The following is a 25,389-nucleotide window of genomic DNA, read 5'->3' on the forward strand; positions in this document are numbered from 1 at the left end:
GAAGGGACTGACCCCGGAGGAGTTCCGGAATCAGTCCCTGCATGCGGCCTAGGCCGCTTTATTTGCCCGTCCAAGAACTGGGGCGCAGTTCACATTCCGGACGGGCCGCCTCCTTTAGTGCAAACGAGCCGTCATGCAGAAAGAAGCCCCAAGCCGAAGGGTGAAGGACTTCTCCCCTATGCCCTCGGGCGGGCGCAGAGTTCCCAGAACGCAACGGCCGAAGACGCGGCGACGTTAAGGGAGTCGACGCCGTGCGACATGGGGATGATGACGGTCCTGTCGACGCTGGCGAGGACCTCTTCGGTGAGGCCAGTGCCCTCCGTCCCGAAGAAGAGGGCAAGCTTGTCCGCCTTCGCGAGAGAGGGGTCGCCCAAGGGAACCGCACGGTCGTCGAGGGCCATGGCAACGCTCTCGAAGCCATGGGCCCGCAGCGCCTCGAACACGCCTCCAGCCCAGGGAGGCGGTGCGGGAGCCCAGGGAACCTGGAAGACCGTCCCCATAGAGACGCGGATCGATCGTCGCGAGAGCGGGTCGGCGCAGGTCGGAGCCAAGAGGACACCGTCGACGCCCAACGCGGCGGCGGACCTGAAGAGCGCACCCATGTTGGACACGTCCACAAGCCCCTCCACGACCGCGATGCGCGAAGAGCTGGAGAGGATGTCCTCGGCGCTCGCGGGCCGCGGCCGGTCTACGCAGGCGAGGTAGCCGCGCGTCACCCGAAAGCCGACGATGCCCGACATGACCTCGCGAGACGCGACGTAAATGGGGATGTCGAGGTCCTCGAGTGAGGGGATGAGGTCTAGCAGCCTCTGAAGGTGGCGCTCGTCGACGAGGACGGACCTGAAGGCCAGGCCAAGCCGCGCGGCCAACTGGATCACGTACAGGGACTCGCAGATGATCGAGGCATCTCCGGGATTGATGACACTCTTGAGCTGCCTGCCGGTGAGCCGCGCGTAGGAGTCGATGCGCGGGTCGTCAAGGGAGTCGATGCGTGTAATTGTCATTAATAGGTCCGCCATTCATCGAAACACCAGGGACAATATTAGAATCAAAGTATTGCACATAAGATGCGTGCGGCCAGTCACGCTAGCGTATGAGAATTCGGGGATAGCGTTGTCTAGAGACGAGCAGAGTTCGGTTGACATTACGGAGAAGATCGAGGTCATAAGGCCCAAAAAGCCATCACGGGACGCACACAGAAAAGGAGCGCACTTCGCCACGCCGTCAGAGGACGAGAGGGAGAAGAACCACAAACCCGCCAGGGGGGCCAAGGTCGCACTCGGCGTCTTGGGTGGAGTTGCCGCTGTCTACCTAGGCGGCGTCGTGGTCTGGTCCAACGTCTTCATGCCCAACACGAAGATAAACGGGGCAGATGTCTCGCTTGCTACGGTCGGCGGCTACGCAAGCGCCAATGACAAGAAGATCGACTCCTACGAGCTCAAGATCACTGGCGACAACGTGGTCGCAAGCGTGTCAGCCTCCGAGATCGGCCTGAAGGTCGACGGCACGGCGATAGCGCAGGAGGCCCTCAGGAAGACGAACCCCTGGGCCTGGCCAGTTGTCATCTTCACCGGAAGCCGCGTCAACGTGAGCGCAAGCACCTCCTTCGACGAGGACAAGCTCGCGCAGATCATCTCTGCGGCAACCGAGAAGGCAAACGAGGGCGCAAGCGACCCCGTCGACGCGGCTCCCAGCTACAACTCGGAAAGCAAGAAATTTGAGATCAAGCCCGAGGTCCTGGGAACGAAGGTGGACGACCAGGCCGTCATCGAGCTCGCAAGCAACGCGATGGCAACGGGAACCGAGACGCTCGAGCTCGGCCCCGAGGCGCTTATGAAGCCCTCGGTCACCCACGACAGCCAGGATCTCGCACAGGCAGTCGAGAAGGCCAATCAGTACCTCGCCGCGTCGCAGACCCTAACCGCCGGCGGAAGTGAGGTCGCAAAGGTCGGGGCGGACGAGATAGCGCAGTGGGTGAGCTTCGGGGACAACTACGACGTCACGATCAACACCGACGCCCTCGCGCAGTGGGCCAACGACAGCCTCGGATCAAAGCTCAACACCGTCGGCTCCAGCAGGACCTACACGCGCGCCGACGGAAAGAAGGTAACGGTGACGGGCGGCACCTACGGCTGGTCCGTCGACACCGGAGCCCTGGCCCAGACGCTCGCAAAGAACATCCAGGAGTGCACCGAGGCCACGACCGAGGTCAACTGGACGAGCAGCGCAGCCGTCTGGAACCCCGGCGGCGCCGATTGGGGCAAGCGCTACATCGACTGCGACCTCAGCGAGCAGCACGCACGCATGTACGACGAGAGCGGCAACCTTATTTGGGAGAGCGACTTCGTGAGCGGAGACGTTTCCGAGGGCAGGAAGACGCCCGAGGGCGTCTACACGATCAACTCCAACAAGGGCATGAACCAGACCCTCAAGGGCCTGGACGAGAACGGCGACGGCAAGCCAGACTACGAGAGCAAGGTCACCTATTGGATGCCCTTCGTGACCAACCTCGTAGCCTTCCACGACGCAAGTTGGCGCAGCCGCTTCGGTGGCTCCATCTATCAGACGAACGGAAGCCACGGCTGCGTGAACCTTCCTACAAGCGCAGCAAAGTCGCTCTACGACCTGACCAAGGTTGGCGACGTGGTAGTCTCGCACTACTAAACCCCATGAGCCCCAACAGAGCAAAGCACATCGTGGCCCGTCAGACACCTCTGGCGGGCCACGATGCCATGTAAAGCCCATAGCAGGCAGCAAGCATGACAAGAACCCTTTGGGAGAAGGACACGCCCTCATGGGCCGTCGCCGTGCCTCGTGTTAAAGAGGCACAAGAAAGGCAAGCCACTCTGCAATAAAAAAGCCGCCGGACAGAGTCCGGCGGCGTATCTATCATGGTGGAGATAAGGGGGTTCGAACCCCTGACCTCGTGACTGCCAGTCACGCGCTCTCCCAACTGAGCTATATCCCCAATCTGGTGGGCGATGCTGGATTCGAACCAGCGACCCCTTCCGTGTGAAGGAAGTGCTCTACCCCTGAGCCAATCGCCCTCAGTGCGTAGGCAATGGTACCAGAAGTCGGAGCGAATGAAGCCGAGAAGTTAAAAAACTGCTCACAAAGTGGCTCCGGCCAAAAGGGCCGACGCGAAGGCTACGCTCTCTGGCTCTCGACCTGCTTGACAACCATTGCAACGACCTCGTCGATCGAGAGCTCCTGGCGCTCGCCTGTGGCACGGTCCTTGACCTCGACGTTACCGTTCTTGACGGCCTTCTTGCCGCAGACGATCTGGTACGGGAAGCCGTACAGGTCGGCATCGTTGAACTTGACGCCGGGACGCTCCTTGCGGTCGTCGACTACGACCTCGATGCCGGCGGCAACGAGGTCGGAGGCAATCTTGACCGCAACTGGCCATACAAGGTCATCGTTCACGTCCAGGGGGACGACCTCGACCTCATACGGGGCGACGGACACAGGCCAGATAATACCGTGCTCGTCGTGATGCTGCTCGACAATGGCGGACACCATGCGAGAGACGCCGATGCCGTAGCAGCCCATGATGAGGGGCTTCTCCTTGCCGTCCTCGTCGGCAAAGGTCGCACCCATGGCCTCGGAGTACTTGGTGCCCAGCTGGAACACCTGGCCGCACTCGATTCCGCGGGCACCCTTGAGCTTGGCGCCGCACTTCGGGCAGGCATCGCCCTCCTTGGCTGACGCGAGGTCGGCCCACTCGTCCACCTGGAAGTCGCGGCCGGGCTTGGCGCCCTTGAAGTGGAAGCCAACCTCGTTGGCGCCGACAAGCCAGCTCTGAGAGTCCTTGAGCGAGACGTCAGCGACGACCTTGAGGCCGTTGGCACCCACGGGACCCATGAAGCCCTTGACAAGGCCGCACTTCTCGAGCTCATCGTCACTCATGAGGTCGTAGTGACCAAAGAGGTGCTCGGCCTTGACGTCGTTGATCTCGTGGTCGCCAGGGACAATGGCGAGCACGAGCGTTCCATCCTCGGCGACGAGCGCGACGGACTTGCGGCAGGCACATTCCGGGAGGTCCAGCAGCTTCGAGACGGCCTCAATCGTGCCGTCACACGGAGTCTCGATCTTCTCGAGCTCGGAGCCCGGACCCTCCTCGACATGAATGCCGACGACAGCCGCCTCGGTGTCCGCGGCAAAGCCGCAGTCGTCGCAATAGACAAGGTCGGCCTCGCCCGCGTCGGCAAGGGCCATGAACTCGACGGAGGTGTCCCCACCGATCTGACCGGAGTCGGCGACGACCTGGAGTGCCTTGAGGCCCGAGCGCTCCATGATGCTGGCATAGGCGTCCTTCTCCTGGTCATAGCACTCCTGCAGGGACTCCTGCGTGGCGCTGAAAGAGTAGGCGTCTTTCATGATGAACTCGCGACCGCGCATGAGACCGAAGCGAGGCCTGAGCTCGTCGCGGAACTTGTCCTGGATGTGGTAGAGCGTGACGGGGAGCTGCTTGTAGGAACGAAGCTCGTTACGTACGAGGTCCGTGTAGGTCTCCTCGTGGGTGGGACCGAGCGCAAACTCGTGGTCGTGGCGGTCACTCACGCGCATGAGCTCGGGGCCGTAGGCGTCCCAGCGACCGCTCTGGTGCCAGAGCTCGGCGTCGGTCAGGATGGGCGTAAGCATCTCCTGCGCATCGATGGCCTCCATCTCCTCGCGGATGATGGCCTCGATCTTGCTGATGGTACGCCAGGCAAGGGGCAGGTAGCTATAAAGGCCTGCGGCGCCGCGGCGAATCATACCGGCTCGAAGGAGCAGCCTGTGGCTGGCGAGCTCGGCCTCGGTCGGGTCCTCCTTGAGGGTCGGAGCGTAGAGCTTCGACATCTTCATGTACTGTCTCAACGTACTTCCTTCCAACAAAGCATTCGTGCAACTCAGAAATGATAGCAATCGCGACGCAAGCTCACGTCGCGATTGCCAAATCTACCACGCAATTTTCCGGATGCGAGACCGGCGCGAAACGAGGCTAGGCCTCGGTTCCAAAGCGATCTTCTATCTCCGAGAAGAGCTCGTCCACGATCTTGTCCTCGGGAACCTTGCGAATCATCTTGCCGTTCTCGAATAGGACGCCCTGGCCCTTGCCGCAAGCGATGCCGAGGTCGGCGTCACGCGACTCTCCGGGCCCATTTACGACGCAGCCCATGACGGCAACGGATATGGGGGCCTTGACCTTCTGCAGCCTCGTGGAGACCTCCTCGGCTATGCCGATAAGGTTCACCTGGCACCGGCCACATGTGGGACAGCTCACGAGCTCGGGATGGAGTCTGCGCATGCCCAACGACGACAGGAGGTCCCACGCGACGTGGCACTCCTCCACCGGGTCCGCCGTGAGCGAGAGGCGGATGGTGTCACCGATCCCCTGCTCAAGCAGGATGCCGACGCCGGCGCAGTTCTTTACCGTGCCTTGGCGCAGCGTGCCGGCCTCGGTGACGCCGACGTGCAGGGGCACGTGTGGAAGCTCGCGCGAGAGAGCTCGATAGGTGGCAAGTGTCGTCGGGACCGAATGCGCCTTGGCCGACAGGACGACGTCCGCAAAGCCGCGGGACTCGAAGTGCTCGACGTATCCCGAGGCGGAGGCCACGAGCTTCTCGGGGAGCGTCATGTCATCGCGCTCGTCGAACTTGCGGTCGAGCGAGCCCGCGTTCACGCCAATGCGAATGGGGATACCGGCCTCGCCGGCGGCGTCGATCACCGCGTCGACGCGTTCGAAAGAGCCTATGTTCCCGGGGTTGATGCGGAGACCCGCGGCACCGCGCCGTGCCGCCTCGATGGCGAGCTTGTAGTCAAAGTGAATGTCAGCCACCACGGGAAGGACGCTCCCCTGGCAGATCTGGGAGAACCCGTCCAGAACCTTGGGCCCGGGAATGGCAACGCGCACGATCTCGCAACCCGCGTCGGCGAGGTCGCGAATCTGCGCGAGGGTAGACTCGGGGTCGTCGGTCTTCGTGGTGCACATGGACTGCACCGAGACGGGGGAACCTCCGCCGATGACCACCTCCCCTACGTGCACCTGATGGGTCAGGCTCCTTGCGGGAACGTCATGTGAAGACACGAAAACCACCAGTCCTTACGGAAGAAGCCTCAACACGTCATTCCTGACGGCGAGGACGAAGATGAACAGGAAGAACGCGAGGCCGACGTAGCTCACGGCGTTCTGGGCGCGCGTGGATATCGGCCTGCCGACGATGAGTTGCACGACCTCGATAAGGATCTTGCCGCCGTCCAGGGGCGGAACCGGCAGAAGGTTCATGACACCCAAAGACATCGAGACGAGGGCCATGAAGAGGAGAAGTGCGTTCGGTCCGCTCGCGGCCGCCTGCCCCGCCGCAGCAGAGATTCCAACGACTGAGGACGCGCTGTTGACGGTCTCGATTGTGTGCTGGGGCATCATGAGCCTGAATGCGAACGAGACAGTCGTCTTGCAGTAGGTCCAGGAGGCCCGCAGCGACTCGTCGAGCGAGAGACGCCTCGTGACGATGGTCGCGTCGATGCCGAAGTGCCCCATGCCCTGGCCTTCGGGAACCTCGACGGTGCAGGTGGACTCGGAGCCGTCCCTCACATAGCAGACGTCGAAGTCACCTCCATGCGCGCCAGCCTGGTCAAGGGCGGAACAGAGCTCCCCCCAGGTCGCGACCGAGCAGCCTCCTACCTTGGTAACCCGGTCGCCGGGAAGCAGGCCGGCAGCCTGCGCATAGCTCCCCTCCTCGACGTTGCCCAAAACGGGCGCGTCCAGAACGACGCGAGCGCCGACAAGTGAGAACGAAGCCACAAGGATCAGAAACGCGCAGGCAATGTTGACAAAGGGACCCGCTAGAAGAATGGCGACTTTGCCCAGAAAGCCCCTTCCGGCATAGACCCGCGAGCGTTCGTGAGCGAGGAAGTCTTCGGGGTCTCCGTCGATGGGACAAGGAGCCCCAGGCTCGGCGGTGCCCTCGTCGCCCACGGCGTTGCGCGAGTCGAACTCGGTCAGGAGGGCCGCGTCGCGGGCCACGGTCTCGAAGCATTCCGGATACTCCCGCTGTCCCTCGCGTTCGCCTTTCTCGGGGTCGTAGAAGGGACGGACAGAAGCCCAGTCGGCTAGCGTGATAAGAAGCGCATACGCCCTGTCGACATCACACCCCAGCTCCTCCGCGACGGCCGCCGCGCTGACGCGGCCCTCGCGCTGGACGATGGCGAGACACGGCGCAAGCAGCTCATCAGGGGTGCCCTCCATGCCACATATGCGGTTGTAGCCGCCCAGGAAGATAGGCGTCACCCCGAACTCGGTTCCGAATGAGCGGGACTTTCGGCTCCAGTGGAGCCGGCACGGGAGGCCGATGAAGAACTCGGTGATCCTTACGCCCTGCAGGTGCGCGACGATAAAGTGGCCGCCCTCGTGGATGATGACAAGGGCCGAAAGCGTGACGATGCCCCAGAAAGCGGCCGAGAGAAAGCCCCAGGCGAAACTCATCGACCGACCTCGGAGAGAACGCTGCGAGCGACCTCGCGGGAGCGCTCGTCCACCTCATGGAGCTGCTGCAACGATTCGACGGGCTGCGGCTCGGAGAGCTCCATCGTGTGACCGACGATTCGCTCGACGTCCAGGAAACCACACTGGCCGCAGCGGAAGGCGTAGTTCGCGACCTCGTTGGCGGCGTTCATGACCGTGGGCAACGTGCCTCCGGTGCGACCGGCCTCCTTGGCGAGCGCGAGGCAGCCGAAGGCCTCCTCGTCGGCCTTGCCGAAGCTGAAGTCGGGAGCGGACCAGTAGTCGACGCGGTCCGAGGGAGTCTCCCAGCGGTCGGGATAGCTCAGGGCGTACTGGATGGGGATCCTCATATCAGAGGGCCCAAGCTGCGCCTTCACGACGCCATCGGAGAACTCGACCATTGAGTGGACCATAGACTGACGGTGGACAAGGACGTTCACCCTGTCGACCTCGACGCCGAAGAGATGATGCGCCTCGAGGACCTCAAGTCCCTTGTTCATGAGCGTCGCGGAGTCGATGGTGATCTTCTCGCCCATATGCCAAGTCGGGTGCCTCAGGGCGTCGGCGGGCTTGACGCGAGAGAGCTCCTCTCGGCTCATGCCGTAGAACGGACCGCCAGAGCAGGTGAGCCAGACGCGGTAGATGTCACTTCGGCGCTCCCCCACCAGGCACTGGAAGATTGCCGAGTGCTCGGAGTCAACGGGGATGAGCTGGCCGGGCTTGGCAAGCGGCATCAGGAGGTCGCCACCGCAGACAAGCGACTCCTTGTTGGCGTACACGAGCAGCTTGTTAGCCTTGAGGGCGGCGTAGCCGGCGTTGATGCCAGCAAAGCCCACCACGGCACTCACGACGCAGTCGACGTCGTCGCGGGCCACAAGGTCGACGAGGGCGTCGTCACCGAAGCTGACGTCGCACGAGTCGGGAATCTGGGCGACGGCGGGGTCACCCTTGCGCTGCTCCTCGACGATCACAACGTGCTCGACCGAGAACTCCCGCGCAATCGCGGCGGCCTTCGCCACGGAGCCGAAGACCGAGATGGCAACGACCCGGAGCTTGTCCGAATGCTGCCTGCAAACATCAAGCGTCTGGGTTCCGATAGACCCAGACGCCCCAAGAATGGCAACCCTCAGCGGCTCGGGGCGCTTGCCCCCAAAGGCCGCGTTCTCGAAGAAGTTCAAATGACGCCTCCCAAATGGAGAATTACATATATGACCATGCCGCCAAAGAGCATGGAGTCGGATCGGTCAAGAAGCCCGCCATGGCCGGGCATGATGTCGCCGGAGTCCTTCACCCCAACGCCGCGTTTGATGCGCGACTCGAAGAGGTCACCGACGACGGAGATAACTCCTGAGCACGCGCCGATGAGGACGGCGAGCGGGAGGGAGATGTTCCAGAGGCCCAGGGCCCAGACGAGGACCCAGACCGCGACGCACCCGACGAGACCGCCCCAGAAGCCCTCCACGCTCTTGTTGGGAGAGATCTTCGGAGCGAGCTTGTGGCGCCCGAACTTCGTTCCGACGAAGTAGGCGGTCGCGTCAGAGACCCAGATGCAGCCCATTGACGCAAGAGTAAGAAGCCCGCCGATCCACGTGGGGTCACTCCTCCTGATGAGCACGATGCACGAGAAGAGAAGCGATGTGTAGATGGGAGCAAAGGCCGTGAGGGCCACGTCGGCAATGTTGGAGCGCGGGGTCGCGACGTACCAGATGGCACAGCAGATAAGGAGAAGGACGAGGACGAGCCGCATTGCGCCCGCAAACGGCATGACGGCGGCGACGGGGAACGCAATGGCCGCTGCGAGGCCCAGGATGTCGTTGGGCATGCGCCCGCTCATGCGAACCATGCGGAAGAACTCCGAGCAGCACAGCCAGGCCATGGCGGTGACGATTGCGCAGGTAGGCATCACGCCCGCGAACAAGCAGGCGAGTATGACGATGGTGTACACCGCGCCAGAGGTCGTGCGCGTGAGGAGTTTCTCGGTCCAACCACGAGCGCCCTGACCGCGCGGACTCTCGGGCGTGGATCTCTCCGCCTTGGAATCGTTCTTGGTCCCCAAATTAGCCATCCCCCTCTTGAGCCCGGCGGGAATGCGCTTCTCCGCGACCTTCGGCTCCTTGCCGGACATCGGCCTGTCTTCGCTCACTTGGAAACCACCCCGCCGAACCTGCGATTGCGAGACTGGAACGCGCGCACCGCACGCAGGAACTCCCAGCGATCAAAGTCTGGCCAGTACTTCGGCGTGACGTAGAACTCCGTGTACGCGAGCTGCCAGAGCAGGTAGTTGGAGAGTCTCAGCTCGCCGGAAGTGCGGATCAGAAGGTCAGGGTCAGGAAGTCCTGACGTGTACAGGCGAGAAGAGATTGCTTCCTCGCTGACATCGTCGAGACTGAGAGCACCGCTGGCGACGTCCTGGGCGATCGACCTCGCCGCACGCGTGATTTCGGCGCGCGAACCATAGTTGACTGCCAGCGCAAACTCCATGCCCGTGTGGTCCGCGGTCTCATCGAGGCCGCGCTGGAACACCTTGAGCGTCTCCTTGGGAAGGGCCTCGAGGTCGCCGAGGAAGCGGAGGCGGACGTTCTCCTGGTGGAAAAGAGGCAGCTCCTTAACGAGGGTGGTCGCGAAGAGGTGCATGAGAAGGTTGACCTCGCGCTGCGGGCGCTTCCAGTTCTCGGTGGAGAAGGCGTAGACCGAAAGCGCGTCAACGCCGAGCCGCACACAGGTGGTCACGGTCTCGCGAAGGGAGTCCACGCCGGCAACATGCCCGCGCGAGCGGTCAAGTCCGCGCTCCTGGGCCCATCTTCCGTTGCCGTCCATGATGATCGAGACGTGCGAGGGAATGCGATCGAGGTCGATCTCCGAAAGAGAAATATCTTCCCGGGCGTCGCTATAGTAGGCCTCGAGCTTTTTGGAATCGAAATCCAAGGCTGTTTCCCCCTGCTCAGCCGTTCATTTATACGTAAGCCCTAATACACTACAACAAGCGCATCTATATGTCAGCAAATACGCAATAGCCGCAGAAGCAAAAGAGGCAAAGAAGGCCCCGTCCCCCAGCGGGAAAGGACCTTCTCGAATCGTCAATCTATTCTGGCTGAGTCAAGACGGACTAGATCTCCATGACCTCGGCGGTCTTGTTCTTCAGAAGCTCGTCGACCTTGGCAACGTAGTCGTCGGTCAGCTTCTGGATGGCCTTCTTCTCGCGAGACACCTCGTCCTCGGAGAGCTCCTCGTCCTTCTCGGCCTTGTTGTTGGCGTCACGACGGGCGTTGCGAATGCCGACCTTGGCATCCTCGGCATAGCGTCCGCACTCCTTAACGAGCTCCTTGCGCCTCTCCTCGGTGGGCCTGGGGAACGGAAGGCGAATGCTCGCACCGTCATTGCTGGGGGTAATGCCCAGATCGGAGAGCTCGATAGCCTTCTCTATGTCCCTCAGGATGCCCTTGTCCCATGGCTCGATGACAAGCATGGATGCCTCGGGGACCTTGACACCAGCGAGCTGGGTGATGGGAGTGGGCTGGCCGTAATAGTCAACTTTGATGCCGTCAAGGACGTGAGCGTTCGCGCGGCCCGTGCGGACCCTGGTGAAGTTGTAGACGAGAGAATCGATGCTCTTCTCCATCTGCTTCTTTGCAGCGGAAGTGTACTGGCTCATAGCGTTACTCCTCTTCTTCGACTACGGTCGTGCCGACGGACTCGCCGCGAAGCGCGCGGTCGAAGATGCCGTCGCCGTCAAGGTTAAAGACCATGATGGGCATGTGGTTGTCCTGGCACAGGGCCGTCGCGGTGGCGTCCATGACGTGCAGGTTGCGCCGAAGGACCTCGCGGTAGGAAATCTTGTCGAACTTCACGGCATCAGGATTCTTGACCGGGTCGCAGTCGTAGATGCCATCCACCTTGGTGGCCTTCATGAGAACCTCGGCGCCGATCTCGCAGGCCCTGAGCGCTGCCGCGGTGTCGGTCGTGAAGTACGGGTTGCCGGTTCCCGCCGCAAAGATGGTGATGCGACCCTTTTCGAGGTGTCTGATGGCACGGCGACGGATGTAGGTCTCGGAGACCTGGTGCATCTCGATGGCACTCATGACGCGGCACATCATGCCGTTGCGCTCGAAAGTGTCCTGAAGCGCAAGCGAGTTGATGACCGTCGCAAGCATACCCATGTTGTCGCCCTGGGCGCGATCCATACCCGCGGCGGCACCAGAAAGGCCCCTGAAGATGTTGCCTCCGCCGACGACGACGGCGATCTCAAGGCCGGCATCATACGCAGGCTTAAGCTCGTCGGCAATCTTCTGAGGAACCTCGGGGTCGATACCGAAATCGTTATTGCCCATGAGTGCCTCGCCCGAGAGCTTGAGAAGCACACGCTTGTACTTGTAGTCAGACAAAAACAACGCCTCCAGTCAAATCGGCATGTGGTGTCATGCGACGTAAGCCTATCAGATGATACCAGAGGCCTATCGAAGCAACCCCATTTTTAAGGTTAGGGAACAGTCTCCGCATACAAAAGGGGCCGACGCAAAAGCGCCGGCCCCCAAAAGTATCAACTCAGATCTTACTCGCCAAAGGAGAAGCGGACGAAGCTGACGACCTTGACGTCATCACCCGCGGACTTGCTGACCTTAGCAGCAAGCTCGTTGATGGTGGTGCCAGACTCTTTGATGGACTCCTGCTCGGTCAGGACGTTCTCCTTGTAGAACTTCTCGAGCTTGCCGACGGCAATCTTCTCCTGGATTGCCTCGGGCTTGCCGGAGTCGGCAGCCTGAGCCATGTAGATGCTCTTCTCGTGCTCGACGACGGCGGAGTCGACGTCCTCGCGACGAGCGGCAACAGGAGCGGCAGCAGCGACCTGCATGGCGACGTCGTGCGCGAAGGACTTGAACTCGTCGTTGTCGGCGGTCTCGGCGTTGTTGAACGAGAAGGTGACGATGTCAGCGAGCTTGCCGTTGTGGTGCACGTAGTTGGCAAGGACGCCGTTCTCGACGGAGAGACGCTGGAAACGAGCGACCTTCATGTTCTCGCCGATGACGTGGATCATCTCGGTGAGCTCGGACTCAACAGTGCCCTCGCCCATGGCGCAGGCCTTGAGAGCGACGACGTCGGCAGGATCGTTCTCGGCAACGACCTTGGCAAGGTCCATAGCGAAACCGGTGAACTTGGGGTTGGTGCCGACGAAGTCGGTCTCGCAGGTGAGCTCGAGAAGAGCGCCCGTCTTGCCGTCCTCGGAGACGTAAGCAGCGATGGTACCCTCGTTGGTGTCGCGACCAGAGCGCTTGACGGCCTTGGCAACGCCCATCTTGCGCAGGACGTCAACGGCCTTCTCGATGTCACCATCGGCCTCGACGAGAGCCTTCTTGCACTCCATCATCGGCGAGTCGGTCATCTCGCGAAGCTGCTTAACAAGAGCGGCGGTAATCTGTGCCATGTTATGCCCCTCCTTTGGGGATACTAATGCCTATCGGAAAAAGCTGAAGCTACTTACTCGGCAGCGGGAGCCTCGACTGCGGGAGTGGTCTCGCCAGCAGCCATCTCCTCAACAGAAATCTGCTCCTTGCCAGAGCCAGCGAGAATCGCGTCAGCGACGAGCTCGCACATGAGGTTGACGGAGCGGATGGCATCGTCGTTCGCGGGGATGCCGTAATCGACGACGTCGGGGTCGGAGTTGGTGTCCAAAAGGCCAACGACGGGGATGTGCAGGCGGTTGGCCTCGCGGATGGCGATCTCCTCGCGCTTGGTGTCGACGACGAAGAGGGCCTGGGGCAGGGCGTGAAGATCACGGGCGCCGCCGAGGTTGCGCTGGAGCTTCTCGAGCTCCTTGCCCAGGACAGCCTGCTCCTTCTTGGGGAGAAGTGCCATGCGGCCGTCCTCGACCATAGCCTCAAGCTCCTCCATGCGGTCGATGCGAGAGCGCATGGTCACGAAGTTGGTGAGCATGCCGCCGAGCCAGCGCTGGTTAATGAAGGGCATACCGCAACGCTCGGCCTGAGCGGCGACGGGCTCCTGAGCCTGCTTCTTGGTGCCGACAAAGAGGATGCGACCACCCTTGGCGGCGGTCTCCTTCAGGAAGGTGTATGCCTTGTCAGCGCCGAGGACGGTCTGCTTGAGATCGAGGATGTAGATGCCGTTGCGCTCGCCGAAGATGTAGGACTTCATCTTGGGGTTCCAGCGACGGGTCTGGTGACCGTAGTGGCAACCGGCCTCGAGCAGGGTACGGATGTTGATCTTAACAGCCATGTTCTAACCTCCATTGGTTTTGCCTCCGCATGATGTCAACCCCGTCAGAGCCACCCAGGACACGGCTGATGCCCCAGGCACCGTGGCCGACGAGTCGTCACGCGTGCGAATTTATGCTGCACGGACGCACAGCGATTTGACAGTATAACAGCGATTTGGCCACCTTGTCTAACGGAAAGCCTCGCACACCTTCACTACATAAGCACATTCGAAGCGCGGCAAGAGGAGGCTAGTCGCCCTCTCCCCCGCGCGGATGGGCCTGTCTTGCGGCGTCCTTGAGACGCTCGACCGAAAGGTGCGTGTAAATCTGCGTCGTAGAGAGGTCGGCGTGGCCCAGCAGCTCCTGGACGCTTCGAAGGTCGGCCCCGCCCGAAAGCAACTCGGTCGCGAAGGTGTGCCTCATGGAGTGGGGGGTGACGTGCGGGCCAAGACCAGCCCGCAGCGCATGCCGCTCGAACATGGTCCTCAGCGCGTCGGCGCTCATGCGCCTGCCCCGGGTCGACAGGAACAGCGCGGCCTCATCGGCACCGGAGGTCGAAAGCACAGGTCGGCCAAGCTGCAGATAGGCCTTAATCTTGTCGAGGGCGACGGCGTAGACGGGAACAATACGCTCCTTCGACCCCTTGCCGAAGAGTTTGGCCTGTCCCTGGGAGAAGTCGATGTCACGAACGTCAAGCCCCGAGACCTCCGAAATCCTGGCGCCGGTAGCGTACATGAGCTCCAGGACGCTGCGGTCTCTCAGGCCGACGGGCGTGTCTTCGTCGCAGTCGTCTAAGAGGTCGCTCACCTCTTCGTCAGTCAGGGCGTGCGGCAGCGACTTGGGCCGCCGCGGACTCGCAAGCGCGGCCGCAGCGTCCTTCTTAGTGTGCCCCTCTCGAAGAAGCCAGGCGTAGAGCCCGCGAATCGCCGAGAGGTGACGGTTTATGGTCGACGAACCGTAGCGTGCGCTGACCAGATACGCAAGGTAGCTGCGAAGCTGCGCATGCGTGATGTCGAGCGGCTCCACACCTGACCGCCGCGCCCAGCGACAGAAGGCGTCGAGGTCCGTGGCGTAGCCCCGAACAGTGTTCGGGGAGTAGTTGCCCAGGCGCGAGATGCGATTCAGGTAGGCCTCGACAAGGAGGGAGAAGGACGTGTCCTTCTCGGTGCCCTCACGCGAAAGTCCCCTGCCGCTCTCCCCCTCAACCGACGCTGACATCTCAGGGCCCAAACAGGTCGCCGCGGTCAGAGAGGTACGCGTCAAAGTCGGTGGACGCGCGTTTCGCATAGGCCTGGTACCTCTCGCGCTTATTCATGCGCGGGCCGGCCAGAGGAGGCACGATGCCGAAGTTCACGTGCATGGGCTGGTAGTCAACGGTGCTGGGATCGGTGGCGTACGACACGAGCGCGCCGAAGGCAGAGGTGCGCGGAAGCGAGACGCGCGGGAGGCCGCGAAGGTCGGCGATGGTGTTGAGGGCCGCGAGGAGCCCAGAGCCGATGGCCTCCGTGTACCCTTCGGTGCCCGTAATCTGGCCGGCAAGACGCACGGTAGTCCCAGGAATCGCAAAGCTGTCGTCCAACACATGAGGCGAGTCGACGAAGGAGTTCCTGTGCATGACGCCGTAGCGGAAGAACTCTGCATTCTCAAGGCCGGGAATCATCCTGAAGACGCGCCTCTGATCTCCCCAGGTGAGGTTGGTTTGAAAGCCGACAAGGTTGTAGGCGGTCCCGTCCGAGTTCTCGGACCTCAACTGGACCGCCGCCCAAGGCCGACGGCCCGTACGTGGATCGTTGAGACCAACCGGCTTGAGGGCACCGAAACGCAGCGAGTCGCGACCGGTTTTGGCGACCTCCTCGACAGGCTGGCACGCGTTGAAGAGGTCAGTCTGCTCGAACTCCTTCGAGACGACTTTCTCGGCAGAGACAAGAGCGTCGTAGAACGCATCGTATTCGTCCTTGTTCATGGGGCAGTTGAGATAGTCGCCGGACCCAGACTCCTCGTAGCGGGACTGCTCGAAGATAACAGAGCGATCCAGCGACTCTGCATCGACAATGGGGGCAGCGGCATCGTAGAACGACAAGGCCTCTCCACCGAGCCTCTGCCTCAGGGCTTCGAACAAACCGTCGCCGCAGAGGGGGCCGGCTGCGACGACCACGTAACCGTCGGGGATGTCCACGACCTCGCGGCGTTCGACCTCGATGTTCGCATTAGACTCAATGGCCTCGGTAACGGCAGCCGAGAAGCCGTTTCTGTCGACCGCAAGCGCCCCGCCGGCAGGAACAGCATTCTGGCGTGCCATCTCCAGGACGAAGGAGCCCATCTTCTGGAGCTCCTCCTTGAGAAGTCCAGCAGCGCTGTCGCGACGCATCGACTTGAGCGAGTTGGAGCATACGAGTTCGGCAAAATTAGAGGTGTGATGCGCTGGAGAAGGGACAGTGGGCCTCCGCTCGACCAGCGTCACCTTGACTCCCCTTGCCGCAAGCTGAAGCGCGCACTCGCTGCCCGCAAGCCCCCCGCCAATCACCGTAACTCGCTCTTCCACCATGCCTCCTTTACTTAGTTTGCTTCATGTTCAATACTATCGCGCATGGCAAGATAATCCTTCGAAGCGGAGTACCTTCCATCGCGAAGTCGCACGACAAAGCCGTTGGCCTCGTAGTCGGCAAGCGTCCCGAGAACAGTCAGCACATCTTCGGCAACATAGCGTGCAAGGTCGTCCGCCCTCATGGGCGTAGCGACGAGAGCCGACATAATCCGAGTCTCGCTCTCGCACGGACGCTCCTCCGCGAGTCTCAGCCGATTGTAGTCAAGTGCGATGCAGGCCTCGAGATCGTGCTCAGAGCATATCGGAGAGGCGCCGTCGGCGATCAGCCTGTTGGTTCCTTGGGATTCCGCCGAGAAGATGGAACCCGGGACGGCATAGAGGGTCCTCCCAAGGTCCGATGCGGCAAGCGCCGTGCTCATAGTTCCAGACTTCTCCCCCGCCTCGCAAATGAGGGTCACGGGGGACAGCGCAGCAATCACGAGGTTGCGCTTAGGAAACGCGTACTTTCTTGGTGGCGAACCCCAACGCTCGAGCGATACGACGGCACCTCCTGACTCGACCGCTCGCTCGAACACATCGCGGGAGGTTCGCGGGTACACGACGTCTGCACCGCATCCCGAGACGACAACCGTGCGTCCGCCGGCGTCCAGCGCTGCGCGAGCGGCCATGGAGTCGCAGCCCATTGCACCCCCCGACACTACCGTGATCCCGCTCTCCGCTGACACCCTGCCCGCAATCTCGGCAACGGCGCAGCCGTAGGGAGTGCAACGCCGAGCCCCCACGATGGAAATGGTCTCGGTGCAAAGCGAGTCGGGGTCTCCGAACACATATATGGCTTCCGGTGGACTCTCCATATCGAGCAACGACGCGGGGTAACGGTCGTGACCCCTCTCGATCACGCATCTAGGAACGTTGGCGGACATCACCTGCTCCTTTCCCGATACGCACAGGCCTCGCCGACGTCCTCCCTGGACACCCGTGCCCGATGGTCAAGGTCGGCGATGGTTCGCGCGACAGAGGCGACCTTAACGGTCGCGCGCCCGCCCAGCCCCAGCTGTCGCGAGATCGCCTCGAGCGAGCGACGGGCATCGGCGCCAAGGGATAAGCTCGAGACGGTCGGGCGTCCTTCGGACGGCTCTCGCCCCCTTCGCCATGCGGCGTACTCCCGCGCGGAAATGACCTTCTCCCGCATCTCGTCCGACCCCGTGCCCTGCTCGTCCCGGACAACCAGACGCGAGTCGGGCCGTGACACGAATATATGCATGTCGATGCGGTCAAGAAGCGGCCCGCCGACGCGTGACTGGTACTTCTCGATCTGCGCAGGCGAGCATCTACACTCGCGGCCGATATCGCCCAGGTGCCCACAGGGGCATGGGTTCGCGGCCGCGAGAAAAGAGAACCTGCACGGAAAACGGTAGAGCCCGTCTGCCCGAACGAGCCTTACCTCGTGCTCCTCGAAGGGTTGTCTGAGCGCCTGGAGGACGTTAGATGCGAACTCGGGAATCTCGTCGAGGAAGAGCACGCCGCCATGCGCAAGCGAGACCTCACCAGGAACGACGGGCCGGCCTCCGCCAATCATGCCGGCACACGAGATGCTGTGATGCGGTGAGCGAAACGGGCGCTGCCCGGCCAAGAGGCCGCCGATGTCCTCCTCTGCGACCGAGTGAACGAGAAGCGCCTCTTCCCTCTCGGAATTGTGAAGGGGCGGGAGGATGGACGTCATCCTTTGCGCAAGCATGCTCTTGCCAGAGCCGGGAGGGCCGACCATAAGGAGGCCATGGTCTCCCGCCGCAGCAATGACGAGCGCGCGCTTTGCCATCTCCTGGTCAATCACGTCTCTATAGTCAAGCGGTTCAGGAGAGACGGACGAGACGGACGAGACGACGGGTGCGTCCAGCGTGGGAATACGGTGGGCGCCGCCACGAAGCTGTGAGAGATTGCTGAGTCCCAAGGTCCTCTGTGGGTCTGGTCCGACGGGAGACTCGGGAGCACAGACGAGCCTGAGCCCGAGAGAATCTGCGAGGTGTCGATACGCGACCATGCCTCGAGACTCATTGACCGACCCGTCCAGGCCAAGCTCTCCGACGAACAGCAGGCCGTCCAGACCCCCGCGCGGAATCTGCCCCGTCGCGGCGAGGATGCCCACGGCCAGAGGAAGGTCGAAGCCGGTGCCCGTCTTGCGAAGCTCGGCCGGGGCGAGGTTAACTGTGATGTGAAGGCGAGGCAACTCAAAGCCGCAGTTTCTGATGGCGCAGCGGACCCGCGTGCGTGCCTCGAGCACGGACCCGTCAGGAAGTCCCACGATGCTGATGCCCGGTATGCCACCACTGCACGAAACCTCGCAAGACACACGAAAGGCCTCCACACCCCGTATGGTCGCAGCGTTAACGGCCAGCGAGTCCCAAGACATGTCAGTCGTCCCACGAGAAGGCACCGACGAGATGTCTGAGCTTCGCGAGGCGCTCCCCCACGACGTTGACGGCTATGGCGTCGAACCTGATAGACGTGGCCTCGGGATGGTCGACGAGGTAGCAGAGGGCCATGTTTCGATACCGTCTCTGTTTCTCGATGCTTACGCCAAGCTCGGGCATCTCATCAGCCCGATCACCCAGGGCAAGTCTCGTCTTCACCTCCACAAGTACGACAGTATCATCCTCACGCGCCACGATGTCGGCCTCACCGTACTTGGTACGCCAGTTGCAGGCGAGGACCTCCATCCCGCGGCGCATCAAGTAGCTTCGGGCGATCCTTTCGCCCTCATCCCCAAGCTCCTTGTTAGTCATCTCCTCGACCGGCTTTCGCACCTCGCCCCCAAGGTCCGAGCGACAGCCGCAGCCACAGGGGGTCGCCGTCTCCTCCTCACGCCCGGACGAGGCCCCGTCGGCCTCTCCCCCGCACGAGGGAGAGGTGCCGCCACCCAAATCGTCATGAAAGGCAGGGGCGCTCGCTGAATGCGACTCCGTACCACACGATCTGCCCTCCCCCGCCCATGTCCCAGGCTCCTCGACGCGCGCAGAGCGCGCGTCCCTCTCTTTGTCGTCACCCATAGCATCCTCCCGTGATTGTCTCGACAGTGGGGGCATTGTCGCCTGAGCGGCTTGCACCTGGCTATATCCATACGACACGAAGCTGCATCGCGGAACTTGCACGAAGCAGACCCGCCGAGCACTGGCTCGACGGGTCTGCTTCGTGCGATTTAGCCTGTCTATCAGAAAAGTGCGGGCGTCTCGAGAAAATTCCCGCAGAAGGAGACTCTGTGAATCGGCGTGAGGCCGTTCTTTCGTATCGCCTCAATGTGTGCGGCAGAGCCGTAGCCCTTGCATTCTGCGAGGTGGTAGCCGGGATACTCGCTGTCGTAGGCAATCATCAGTGAGTCCCTGGTCACCTTGGCCACAATCGAGGCGGCGGCGATTGCGGCGATCTTTGCGTCACCCTTGACCATTGTCTTCTCCTTAGAGTGGACGTGCATGGGATTGCCGTCGATGAGGACGCAGTCGGGATCGACGCCCGTATCCTCGATTGCCTGCGACATGGCCATTCGCAAGGCGTTGGCCATTCCCACCGCGTCGATGGATGCGGGCTCGATGTGCGCGATGCCTATGGCGACGGCGACGTCAGCAATCTGCGCCGCAAGCGACTCGCGACGGGCGGGTGTCAGCTGCTTCGAGTCGTTGATCCCCCAGACGCGAGGCTCGTTGGGAAGCACGACGGCGCCCACGGTGAGGGGACCTGCAATGGCGCCACGGCCGACCTCGTCAACCCCAATGACGAGCCCTTCTCCGCCAATCTCGCGCTGCAGGTCGTACATGGCATCGACGCGCTCCCGTTCTGCCCGCTCCCTCTCACGGCGCGCAAGCGCGCTTGCGATGGCATGCTGGACCTGCTTGCGGGGGTCCTCGCCATAGCGCTCGACCAGAGCGTCGAGCTCCTGTCCGCTTGCGCTAGAAAGCAAGGCGGCCACCTCGCGCGCACTCGCTGCCCTGACACCGTTTGCCATATATTGCCTCCAAAAAAAGCGACGCCTGTGAACAGGCGCCGCAAAAGAGCGAATATAAAGAACTACTAGCGCTTCTCGGGAATGCGGGCAGCCTTGCCAACGCGCTCGCGGAGGTAGTAGAGCTTTGCGCGGTGAACGTCACCGTGACGCACGACCTCAAGCTTGGCAATCTTGGGGCTGTGCAGGGGGAAGGTGCGCTCGACACCGCAGCCGAAGCTGAGCTTGCGGACGGTGAAGGTCTCGCGGGAGCTGCCGCCGCTCATGCGGATGACGTCGCCCTGGAAGACCTGCTCACGCTCGCGGTCACCCTCCTTGATGCGATAGTGAACCTTAACGTTGTCGCCAACGCGAACCTGGGGGATGTCCTCACGGATCTGCTGACGCTCGATAGCGCGAATGTAATCCATCGTTTCCTCGTCTCTAGAGGTGCCGTCGTAATGTGCGCGACACATAGCTTTACACACAAGAAGGAATTATATGGGTTGCCCACCGCGCAAGCAAGGCGAATCTTCAAGAGCGCGCAACTTCACAGCTTCGCGACACGATGCGGGAAATCACCTCACATGCCCAGCTTCCAGGCGCGCGGGACAAACACCTCCTGATAGACGCGAATGGCGTAGCGGTCTGTCATGGAGCTCACGTAATCAGCGACCCGCGCCACATCGGACTCACAGGCTCTCAGATACTCTTGCGGGACTTCGTCGACGTGGTCCATGAAGTAGTCGAAGAGCGAGACGAGCATTTGCTCGGCCTTGGGCTCCTCCTGCTTGGCATCCCCGGTGTTATAGAGGTTCTCGAAGAGGAAGGACCTCAAATCGAGAAGGGCGTCTTCCTTCTCCCTTGACATCAAGACGTCTCCCGCGCCGTCGCTCGCGGCTATGACGTCCTCGACCATGGTCTGGATTCGTTCGGAGGACGAGCCACCAAGGATGGCACGCGAAGCGGCGGGGAGCATGTCCTCCGTCAGCAGACCGGCGCGCACCGCGTCGTCGATGTCATGATTCACGTAGGCTATCCTGTCCGCACGCGCGACGACGCGCCCCTCAAGCGTGGACGCCCTGAGGGTGCCGGCATGGCAGCGTATGCCGTCGAGGACCTCGCGCGTGAGGTTGAGCCCGCGGCCGTCCTTCTCGAGGAAGCGCACGACGCGAACGCTCTGCTCGTTGTGGCGGAAGAGGCCCCTGAAGCGGTCGCCGTCCTCCTCCGAGACACCGACCCTGGAGCCGATGGCGCGGCGCAGCGCGCGCTCACCGGCATGGCCGAAGGGCGTGTGGCCCAAATCGTGCCCCAGGGCTATTGCCTCGGTCAGGTCTTCGTTGAGGCGCAGGGGACGCGCAATGTCGCGGGCAATCTGGGCAACCTCGAGCGTGTGGGTAAGGCGCGTCCTGTAGTGATCACCCTCGGGCGCAAGGAATACCTGCGTCTTGTTGGCGAGACGACGGAAGCTCTTGCAGTGCAGGATACGGTCGCGGTCGCGTTGGAAGCATGTGCGGTACGCATCGGGCAACTCGTCGCGCTCCCTGCCCAGGCTGGCAGACGAGCGCGTCGCGAAACGCGAGAGCCTCTCGCCCTCCTCGGCCTCAATCTGAACCCTGCCCAGAGCATCCATGTCCCACTCCGTAGTCAACGTAGACCCCTCATGCAACGTGATAGCACAAAGGGGAGAAGCCCAAGGGCTTCCCCCCTACTGATTACTCAGTCACTCGACGAGCGTGCCTCAGCCTAGAGCTTGGCAGGGCCGCCGTTGGACTTGATCTTGGCCTGCGCACCGGCAAGGCGAGCGATGGGCACGCGGTACGGGGAGCAGGAGACGTAGTCGAGACCGAGGTCATAGTACATCTGGATGGACTCGGGATCGCCACCGGTCTCGCCGCAGACGCCGCAAATGATCGTGTCGTTGGAGGCGTGGCCGCCCTCGACGCCCATCTTGACGAGCTTGGCGATGCCCGAATCGAGCGTCTCGAACGGATTGGTCTTCAGGATCTTCTTCTTGAGGTACAGGGGGATAAAGGCGCTCTCGACGTCGTCACGGGAGTAGCCGAAGCCCATCTGCGTAAGGTCATTGGTACCGAAGGAGAAGAAGTCCGCATACTTCGCGATCTCGTCGGCAGTGACGGCTGCGCGCGGGATCTCGATCATGCAGCCAACGGGGATGGAGAGCTCGACACCGGTCTGCTCGACGACGGAGGCGACGACCTCCTCGACCTGGTCGCGAACAACCTTGAGCTCCTGCCAGGTGCCCACGAGGGGAACCATGATCTCGGGGCGAGGATCGAAGCCGCGCTTCTTCAGGTGAGCGGCGGCGGAGGCGATGGCGCGAACCTGCATCTCGGTGAGCTCCGGGTAGACGATGCCGAGTCGGCAGCCGCGGAGGCCGAGCATCGGGTTGGCCTCCTGGAATGAATCCAGACGGGCAAGGAGATCGCGACGGGCCTTAATCTGTGTGTCGTTCTCGCCGCGGTCCTCGGCATGAGCAAGCTCAACCGCGTACTCGCGCGGATTGTCGAGGAACTCGTGCAGAGGCGGATCGAGGAGACGAACGATGACGGTCTTGCCGTCCATCTCCTTGAACATGCCGAGGAAGTCGTCAGTCTGGGCCTTCAGAAGCTTGCCAAGCGCCTTCTGCTTGTCGCCGGTGCGGTCGGCGAGGATGAAGGACTGGATGATCTCCTTGCGCTCGCCAAGGAACATGTGCTCGGTACGGTCGAGGCCGATGCCGTCTGCGCCGAAGTCGCGAGAGATGTGCGCGTCCTCGGGGTTGTCGGCGTTGGCGCGGACGCCGAAGATGCGGCCGCGGGAAGCGTCACGACGGACGTCGTCCGCCCAGGAGAGGATGGTCTCGAGGTCGCCGGTCAGCTCGGGGCGGACCAGGGGCACCTCACCGATAATAACGTCGCCTGTGGTGCCGTTAATCGAGATGATGTCACCCTCGTGCAGGACGATGTCGGTGCCGGAGATGACGCATTCCTTTGCCTTGGCGTCGATCTTGAGCGCCTCGGCGCCGCAGACGCACGGCGCACCCATGCCACGGGCAATGACAGCCGCGTGCGATGTCTTGCCGCCGTGAGAGGTGAGGATGCCCTCTGCCGCGACCATGCCCTTAAGGTCATCGGGAGTGGTCTCCCAACGGACGAGGATGCAGGGCTTCTCGATGTTGGAGTAATGAACCGCAGCGTCAGAGGAGAAGACGACGGCGCCGACGGCCGCGCCAGGAGAGGCGTTCATGCCCTTGGCAACGACGTCGACCTCGGCCTTGGGGTCAAACTGCGGGTGCAGGAGCTGGTCGAGCTGGTCGGGAGCGACGCGCATGATGGCCTGCTCCTTGGTGATGCGACCCTCCTCGACCATCTGAATAGCAACCCTGAGGGCGGAGAGCGCGGTGCGCTTGCCGACGCGGGTCTGGAGCATCCAGAGTTTTCCCTGCTCGATGGTGAACTCAAGATCCATCATGTCGGCGTAGTGGTCCTCGAGGATCTCGAAGACGTGGTAGAGCTCCTCACCGGCCTCCTTAAGGGCAGGGATCTTGACGAGATCGGCGATCGGCTCCGTGTTGCGGATGCCGGCGACGACGTCCTCGCCCTGCGCGTTGACGAGGAAGTCGCCATAGCGCTCGTTGGTGCCGTCGGCAGGGTTGCGCGTGAACGCGACGCCGGTCGCGGAGGTATCACCCTTGTTTCCGAAGACCATGACCTGGACGTTGACTGCCGTGCCGAGGTCATCGGGAATCTTGTTCTGCTTGCGGTACAGGACTGCGCGCTCCGTGTTCCAGGAGCCAAAGACTGCCTGCTCTGCAAGACGAAGCTGCAGGTAGGGATCCTGGGGGAAGGAAGCAATGCCCTCGGGAGCAACCTCGGGGTGAGCGGTTGAGTCGACGTTCTTGGCGAAGATCTGCTTGAAGGTCTCGGTGAGGTCCTTCAAATCCTCGGCAGTGAGCTCGGTGTCGAGCTTGACGCCCTTCTCCTCCTTCTTGGCGTTGATGGCCTCCTCGAAGAGGTCACCGTCGATGCCCATGACGACGTTGGAGAACATCTGGACGAAACGACGGTAGGAGTCCCAGGCGAAGCGCTCGTTGTTGGTCTGCTTGATGATACCCTGGACGGAGTCGTCGTTCAGACCGAGGTTGAGAACCGTGTCCATCATGCCAGGCATGGAGAACGGCGCGCCGGAACGGACGGAGACGAGCAGAGGATCGTCCTTGTCACCGAGCTTCTTGCCCATGCGCTTCTCGAGATCCTTGCGATACTCGTCAATCTCGTCGAGAACGCCCTCAGGCCAGACGTTGCCCGCGCCAGAATAGGCAACGCAAGTCTGGCAGGTGATGGAGAATCCCGGAGGAACGGGAAGGCCAATGTTGGCCATCTCGGCGAGGTTGGCGCCCTTGCCACCCGTAATCCACTTGGCCTCGTCGACGGAAGCCCCTGCGACCTCGGTCACGTTGTTGCCGTTTTCGTCGACACCGAACTTGTACACGTGTTTTTCAGCCATTTTCACACCCCTGATCGAAATCTCATGGCACTCGCATGCCGGACTTACAAGAGCGCCTGCTGTGATTGCTCACGGCAGGCGCCTCACAACGTGTCTTATTTTTATCCAGAGGGTTTGGGTGATAACCCTCAGTCCGACAGGCGGCACAAAATGGGCCGTAGGGGAAATATCCGCACATAGGGTGCAAATAAGTCCTATACTACCCGGCCCCACTAGACCTCCTGAACCTCCGTATCCATCCTGCGTCCAGGCTCGTACTTGGGCTCCTCGCCCGTGAGCGTGGAGATGACGGTGATAGCGGGACCAAGAAGGTCGATGGAGGGAATGCCGCGCTTGTCGAGCTCGCGGCGAATATCGCGCCTCAGGTTGCGCTCGACAATGGTGTGGAAGACCGCAAGGGGAACGTCCTCCTCGATGTTTCCGTTGAGGAACTCGCACACGGTATCGACGGTCTTGACGTTACTGAGCCTCTTGATGACCACGGAATCGGCACCAAACTGGTCAGCCGCTGCCTCAACGACGCCGGTAGCCGTCTTGCCACAGGCGTCAGAGATGACAATGACGACAGGGGCTGCAGCGTTGAACAGTTCTTCATCGGTCGCTGCGTCTGTCATGTAGACCTCCAAACAGGCGGGGGCAGGACTGCCCCCTGACTCGCGGATCGGACT

General features: G+C 62.2%; 22 protein-coding genes and 2 tRNA genes. 1 reads left to right on the plus strand and 23 read right to left on the minus strand.

Going from position 1 to position 25,389, the window contains the following annotated elements; translation table 11 throughout:
* Window positions 1–176: 176 nt before the first annotated feature.
* On the minus strand, window positions 177–1,004 hold the full coding sequence (locus tag B5D13_RS02390; protein WP_078686750.1) for a TrmH family RNA methyltransferase: 828 nt from the start codon (window positions 1,002–1,004) through the stop codon (window positions 177–179).
* Between the two features lie 109 nt (window positions 1,005–1,113).
* Here B5D13_RS02390 and B5D13_RS02395 point away from each other — a divergent pair, with 109 nt between their 5' ends.
* Window positions 1,114–2,664, plus strand: a complete 1,551-nt coding sequence (locus B5D13_RS02395; protein WP_159443971.1) for a L,D-transpeptidase family protein — start codon at window positions 1,114–1,116, stop codon at window positions 2,662–2,664.
* Between the two features lie 228 nt (window positions 2,665–2,892).
* Here B5D13_RS02395 and B5D13_RS02400 read toward each other — a convergent pair.
* The 22 genes from B5D13_RS02400 to B5D13_RS02505 all read right to left on the minus strand — a co-directional run bounded on the left by B5D13_RS02400 (window position 2,893) and on the right by B5D13_RS02505 (window position 25,335).
* Window positions 2,893–2,968, minus strand: a tRNA-Ala gene (locus B5D13_RS02400).
* Between the two features lie 4 nt (window positions 2,969–2,972).
* Window positions 2,973–3,047 (minus strand) — tRNA-Val (locus B5D13_RS02405).
* A gap of 100 nt (window positions 3,048–3,147) precedes the next feature.
* Window positions 3,148–4,860, minus strand: coding sequence for a proline--tRNA ligase (locus tag B5D13_RS02410; RefSeq protein ID WP_304528582.1), 1,713 nt, complete (start codon window positions 4,858–4,860; stop codon window positions 3,148–3,150).
* A 124-nt stretch (window positions 4,861–4,984) separates the two neighbouring features.
* Window positions 4,985–6,070 carry a flavodoxin-dependent (E)-4-hydroxy-3-methylbut-2-enyl-diphosphate synthase gene (ispG, locus tag B5D13_RS02415; RefSeq protein ID WP_090991471.1) on the minus strand — a complete coding sequence of 362 codons (1,086 nt, stop codon included), beginning with the start codon at window positions 6,068–6,070 and terminating at the stop codon, window positions 4,985–4,987.
* Window positions 6,071–6,085: 15 nt separating this feature from the next.
* The gene (locus tag B5D13_RS02420) at window positions 6,086–7,468 is read right to left on the minus strand and encodes a M50 family metallopeptidase (protein WP_078686754.1); all 1,383 of its coding nucleotides are present in this window, start codon (window positions 7,466–7,468) and stop codon (window positions 6,086–6,088) included.
* Window positions 7,465–8,664: a 1-deoxy-D-xylulose-5-phosphate reductoisomerase gene (gene dxr / locus B5D13_RS02425; RefSeq protein WP_234970638.1), complete on the minus strand. Its 1,200-nt coding sequence runs from the start codon at window positions 8,662–8,664 to the stop codon at window positions 7,465–7,467. Before dxr ends, B5D13_RS02420 begins: the two co-directional genes overlap by 4 nt.
* Entirely contained in the window at window positions 8,661–9,629 is a 969-nt protein-coding gene (locus B5D13_RS02430; protein ID WP_234970641.1) for a phosphatidate cytidylyltransferase, read from the minus strand. The genes dxr and B5D13_RS02430 overlap by 4 nt, the downstream gene beginning before the upstream one ends.
* Window positions 9,626–10,411: an isoprenyl transferase gene (locus B5D13_RS02435; protein ID WP_078686756.1), complete on the minus strand. Its 786-nt coding sequence runs from the start codon at window positions 10,409–10,411 to the stop codon at window positions 9,626–9,628. Before B5D13_RS02435 ends, B5D13_RS02430 begins: the two co-directional genes overlap by 4 nt.
* A 181-nt stretch (window positions 10,412–10,592) precedes the next feature.
* Window positions 10,593–11,138 (minus strand): ribosome recycling factor, encoded by a 546-nt coding sequence (gene frr, locus B5D13_RS02440; RefSeq protein WP_078686757.1) that lies wholly within the window; start codon window positions 11,136–11,138, stop codon window positions 10,593–10,595.
* 4 nt (window positions 11,139–11,142) lie between these two features.
* Window positions 11,143–11,868, minus strand: a complete 726-nt coding sequence (pyrH, locus tag B5D13_RS02445) for a UMP kinase (RefSeq protein ID WP_078686758.1) — start codon at window positions 11,866–11,868, stop codon at window positions 11,143–11,145.
* 167 nt (window positions 11,869–12,035) lie between these two features.
* Window positions 12,036–12,905 (minus strand): translation elongation factor Ts, encoded by an 870-nt coding sequence (gene tsf, locus B5D13_RS02450; RefSeq protein WP_078686759.1) that lies wholly within the window; start codon window positions 12,903–12,905, stop codon window positions 12,036–12,038.
* A gap of 53 nt (window positions 12,906–12,958) precedes the next feature.
* On the minus strand, window positions 12,959–13,714 hold the full coding sequence (gene rpsB / locus B5D13_RS02455) for a 30S ribosomal protein S2 (protein ID WP_078686760.1): 756 nt from the start codon (window positions 13,712–13,714) through the stop codon (window positions 12,959–12,961).
* Window positions 13,715–13,943: 229 nt separating this feature from the next.
* Entirely contained in the window at window positions 13,944–14,912 is a 969-nt protein-coding gene (locus B5D13_RS02460; protein WP_078686761.1) for a tyrosine recombinase XerC, read from the minus strand.
* Window position 14,913: 1 nt separating this feature from the next.
* The gene (gene trmFO, locus B5D13_RS02465; protein ID WP_078686762.1) at window positions 14,914–16,239 is read right to left on the minus strand and encodes a methylenetetrahydrofolate--tRNA-(uracil(54)-C(5))-methyltransferase (FADH(2)-oxidizing) TrmFO; all 1,326 of its coding nucleotides are present in this window, start codon (window positions 16,237–16,239) and stop codon (window positions 14,914–14,916) included.
* A gap of 11 nt (window positions 16,240–16,250) precedes the next feature.
* Window positions 16,251–17,162: a DNA-processing protein DprA gene (locus tag B5D13_RS02470; protein ID WP_078686763.1), complete on the minus strand. Its 912-nt coding sequence runs from the start codon at window positions 17,160–17,162 to the stop codon at window positions 16,251–16,253.
* Window positions 17,162–18,649, minus strand: coding sequence for a YifB family Mg chelatase-like AAA ATPase (locus tag B5D13_RS02475; RefSeq protein WP_078686764.1), 1,488 nt, complete (start codon window positions 18,647–18,649; stop codon window positions 17,162–17,164). Before B5D13_RS02475 ends, B5D13_RS02470 begins: the two co-directional genes overlap by 1 nt.
* Before the next feature lies 1 nt (window position 18,650).
* On the minus strand, window positions 18,651–19,286 hold the full coding sequence (locus B5D13_RS02480; protein ID WP_159443972.1) for a YraN family protein: 636 nt from the start codon (window positions 19,284–19,286) through the stop codon (window positions 18,651–18,653).
* Between the two features lie 161 nt (window positions 19,287–19,447).
* A complete protein-coding gene (locus B5D13_RS02485; protein ID WP_078686766.1) occupies window positions 19,448–20,236 on the minus strand; it encodes a ribonuclease HII in 789 nt (262 codons plus the stop codon).
* A gap of 65 nt (window positions 20,237–20,301) precedes the next feature.
* Window positions 20,302–20,643: a 50S ribosomal protein L19 gene (gene rplS / locus B5D13_RS02490; protein ID WP_078686767.1), complete on the minus strand. Its 342-nt coding sequence runs from the start codon at window positions 20,641–20,643 to the stop codon at window positions 20,302–20,304.
* A 152-nt stretch (window positions 20,644–20,795) separates the two neighbouring features.
* Complete coding sequence (locus B5D13_RS02495) at window positions 20,796–21,845, minus strand: deoxyguanosinetriphosphate triphosphohydrolase (protein ID WP_078686768.1); 1,050 nt, start codon at window positions 21,843–21,845, stop codon at window positions 20,796–20,798.
* Window positions 21,846–21,958: 113 nt separating this feature from the next.
* Window positions 21,959–24,721: a pyruvate, phosphate dikinase gene (gene ppdK / locus B5D13_RS02500; RefSeq protein WP_078686769.1), complete on the minus strand. Its 2,763-nt coding sequence runs from the start codon at window positions 24,719–24,721 to the stop codon at window positions 21,959–21,961.
* 212 nt (window positions 24,722–24,933) lie between these two features.
* Window positions 24,934–25,335 carry a kinase/pyrophosphorylase gene (locus B5D13_RS02505; RefSeq protein WP_078686770.1) on the minus strand — a complete coding sequence of 134 codons (402 nt, stop codon included), beginning with the start codon at window positions 25,333–25,335 and terminating at the stop codon, window positions 24,934–24,936.
* Between the last annotated feature and the right edge of the window lie 54 nt (window positions 25,336–25,389).

This window comes from Olsenella sp. KH1P3 (assembly GCF_900167315.1).
GTDB classification, from domain to species: domain Bacteria; phylum Actinomycetota; class Coriobacteriia; order Coriobacteriales; family Atopobiaceae; genus Olsenella_J; species Olsenella_J umbonata_A.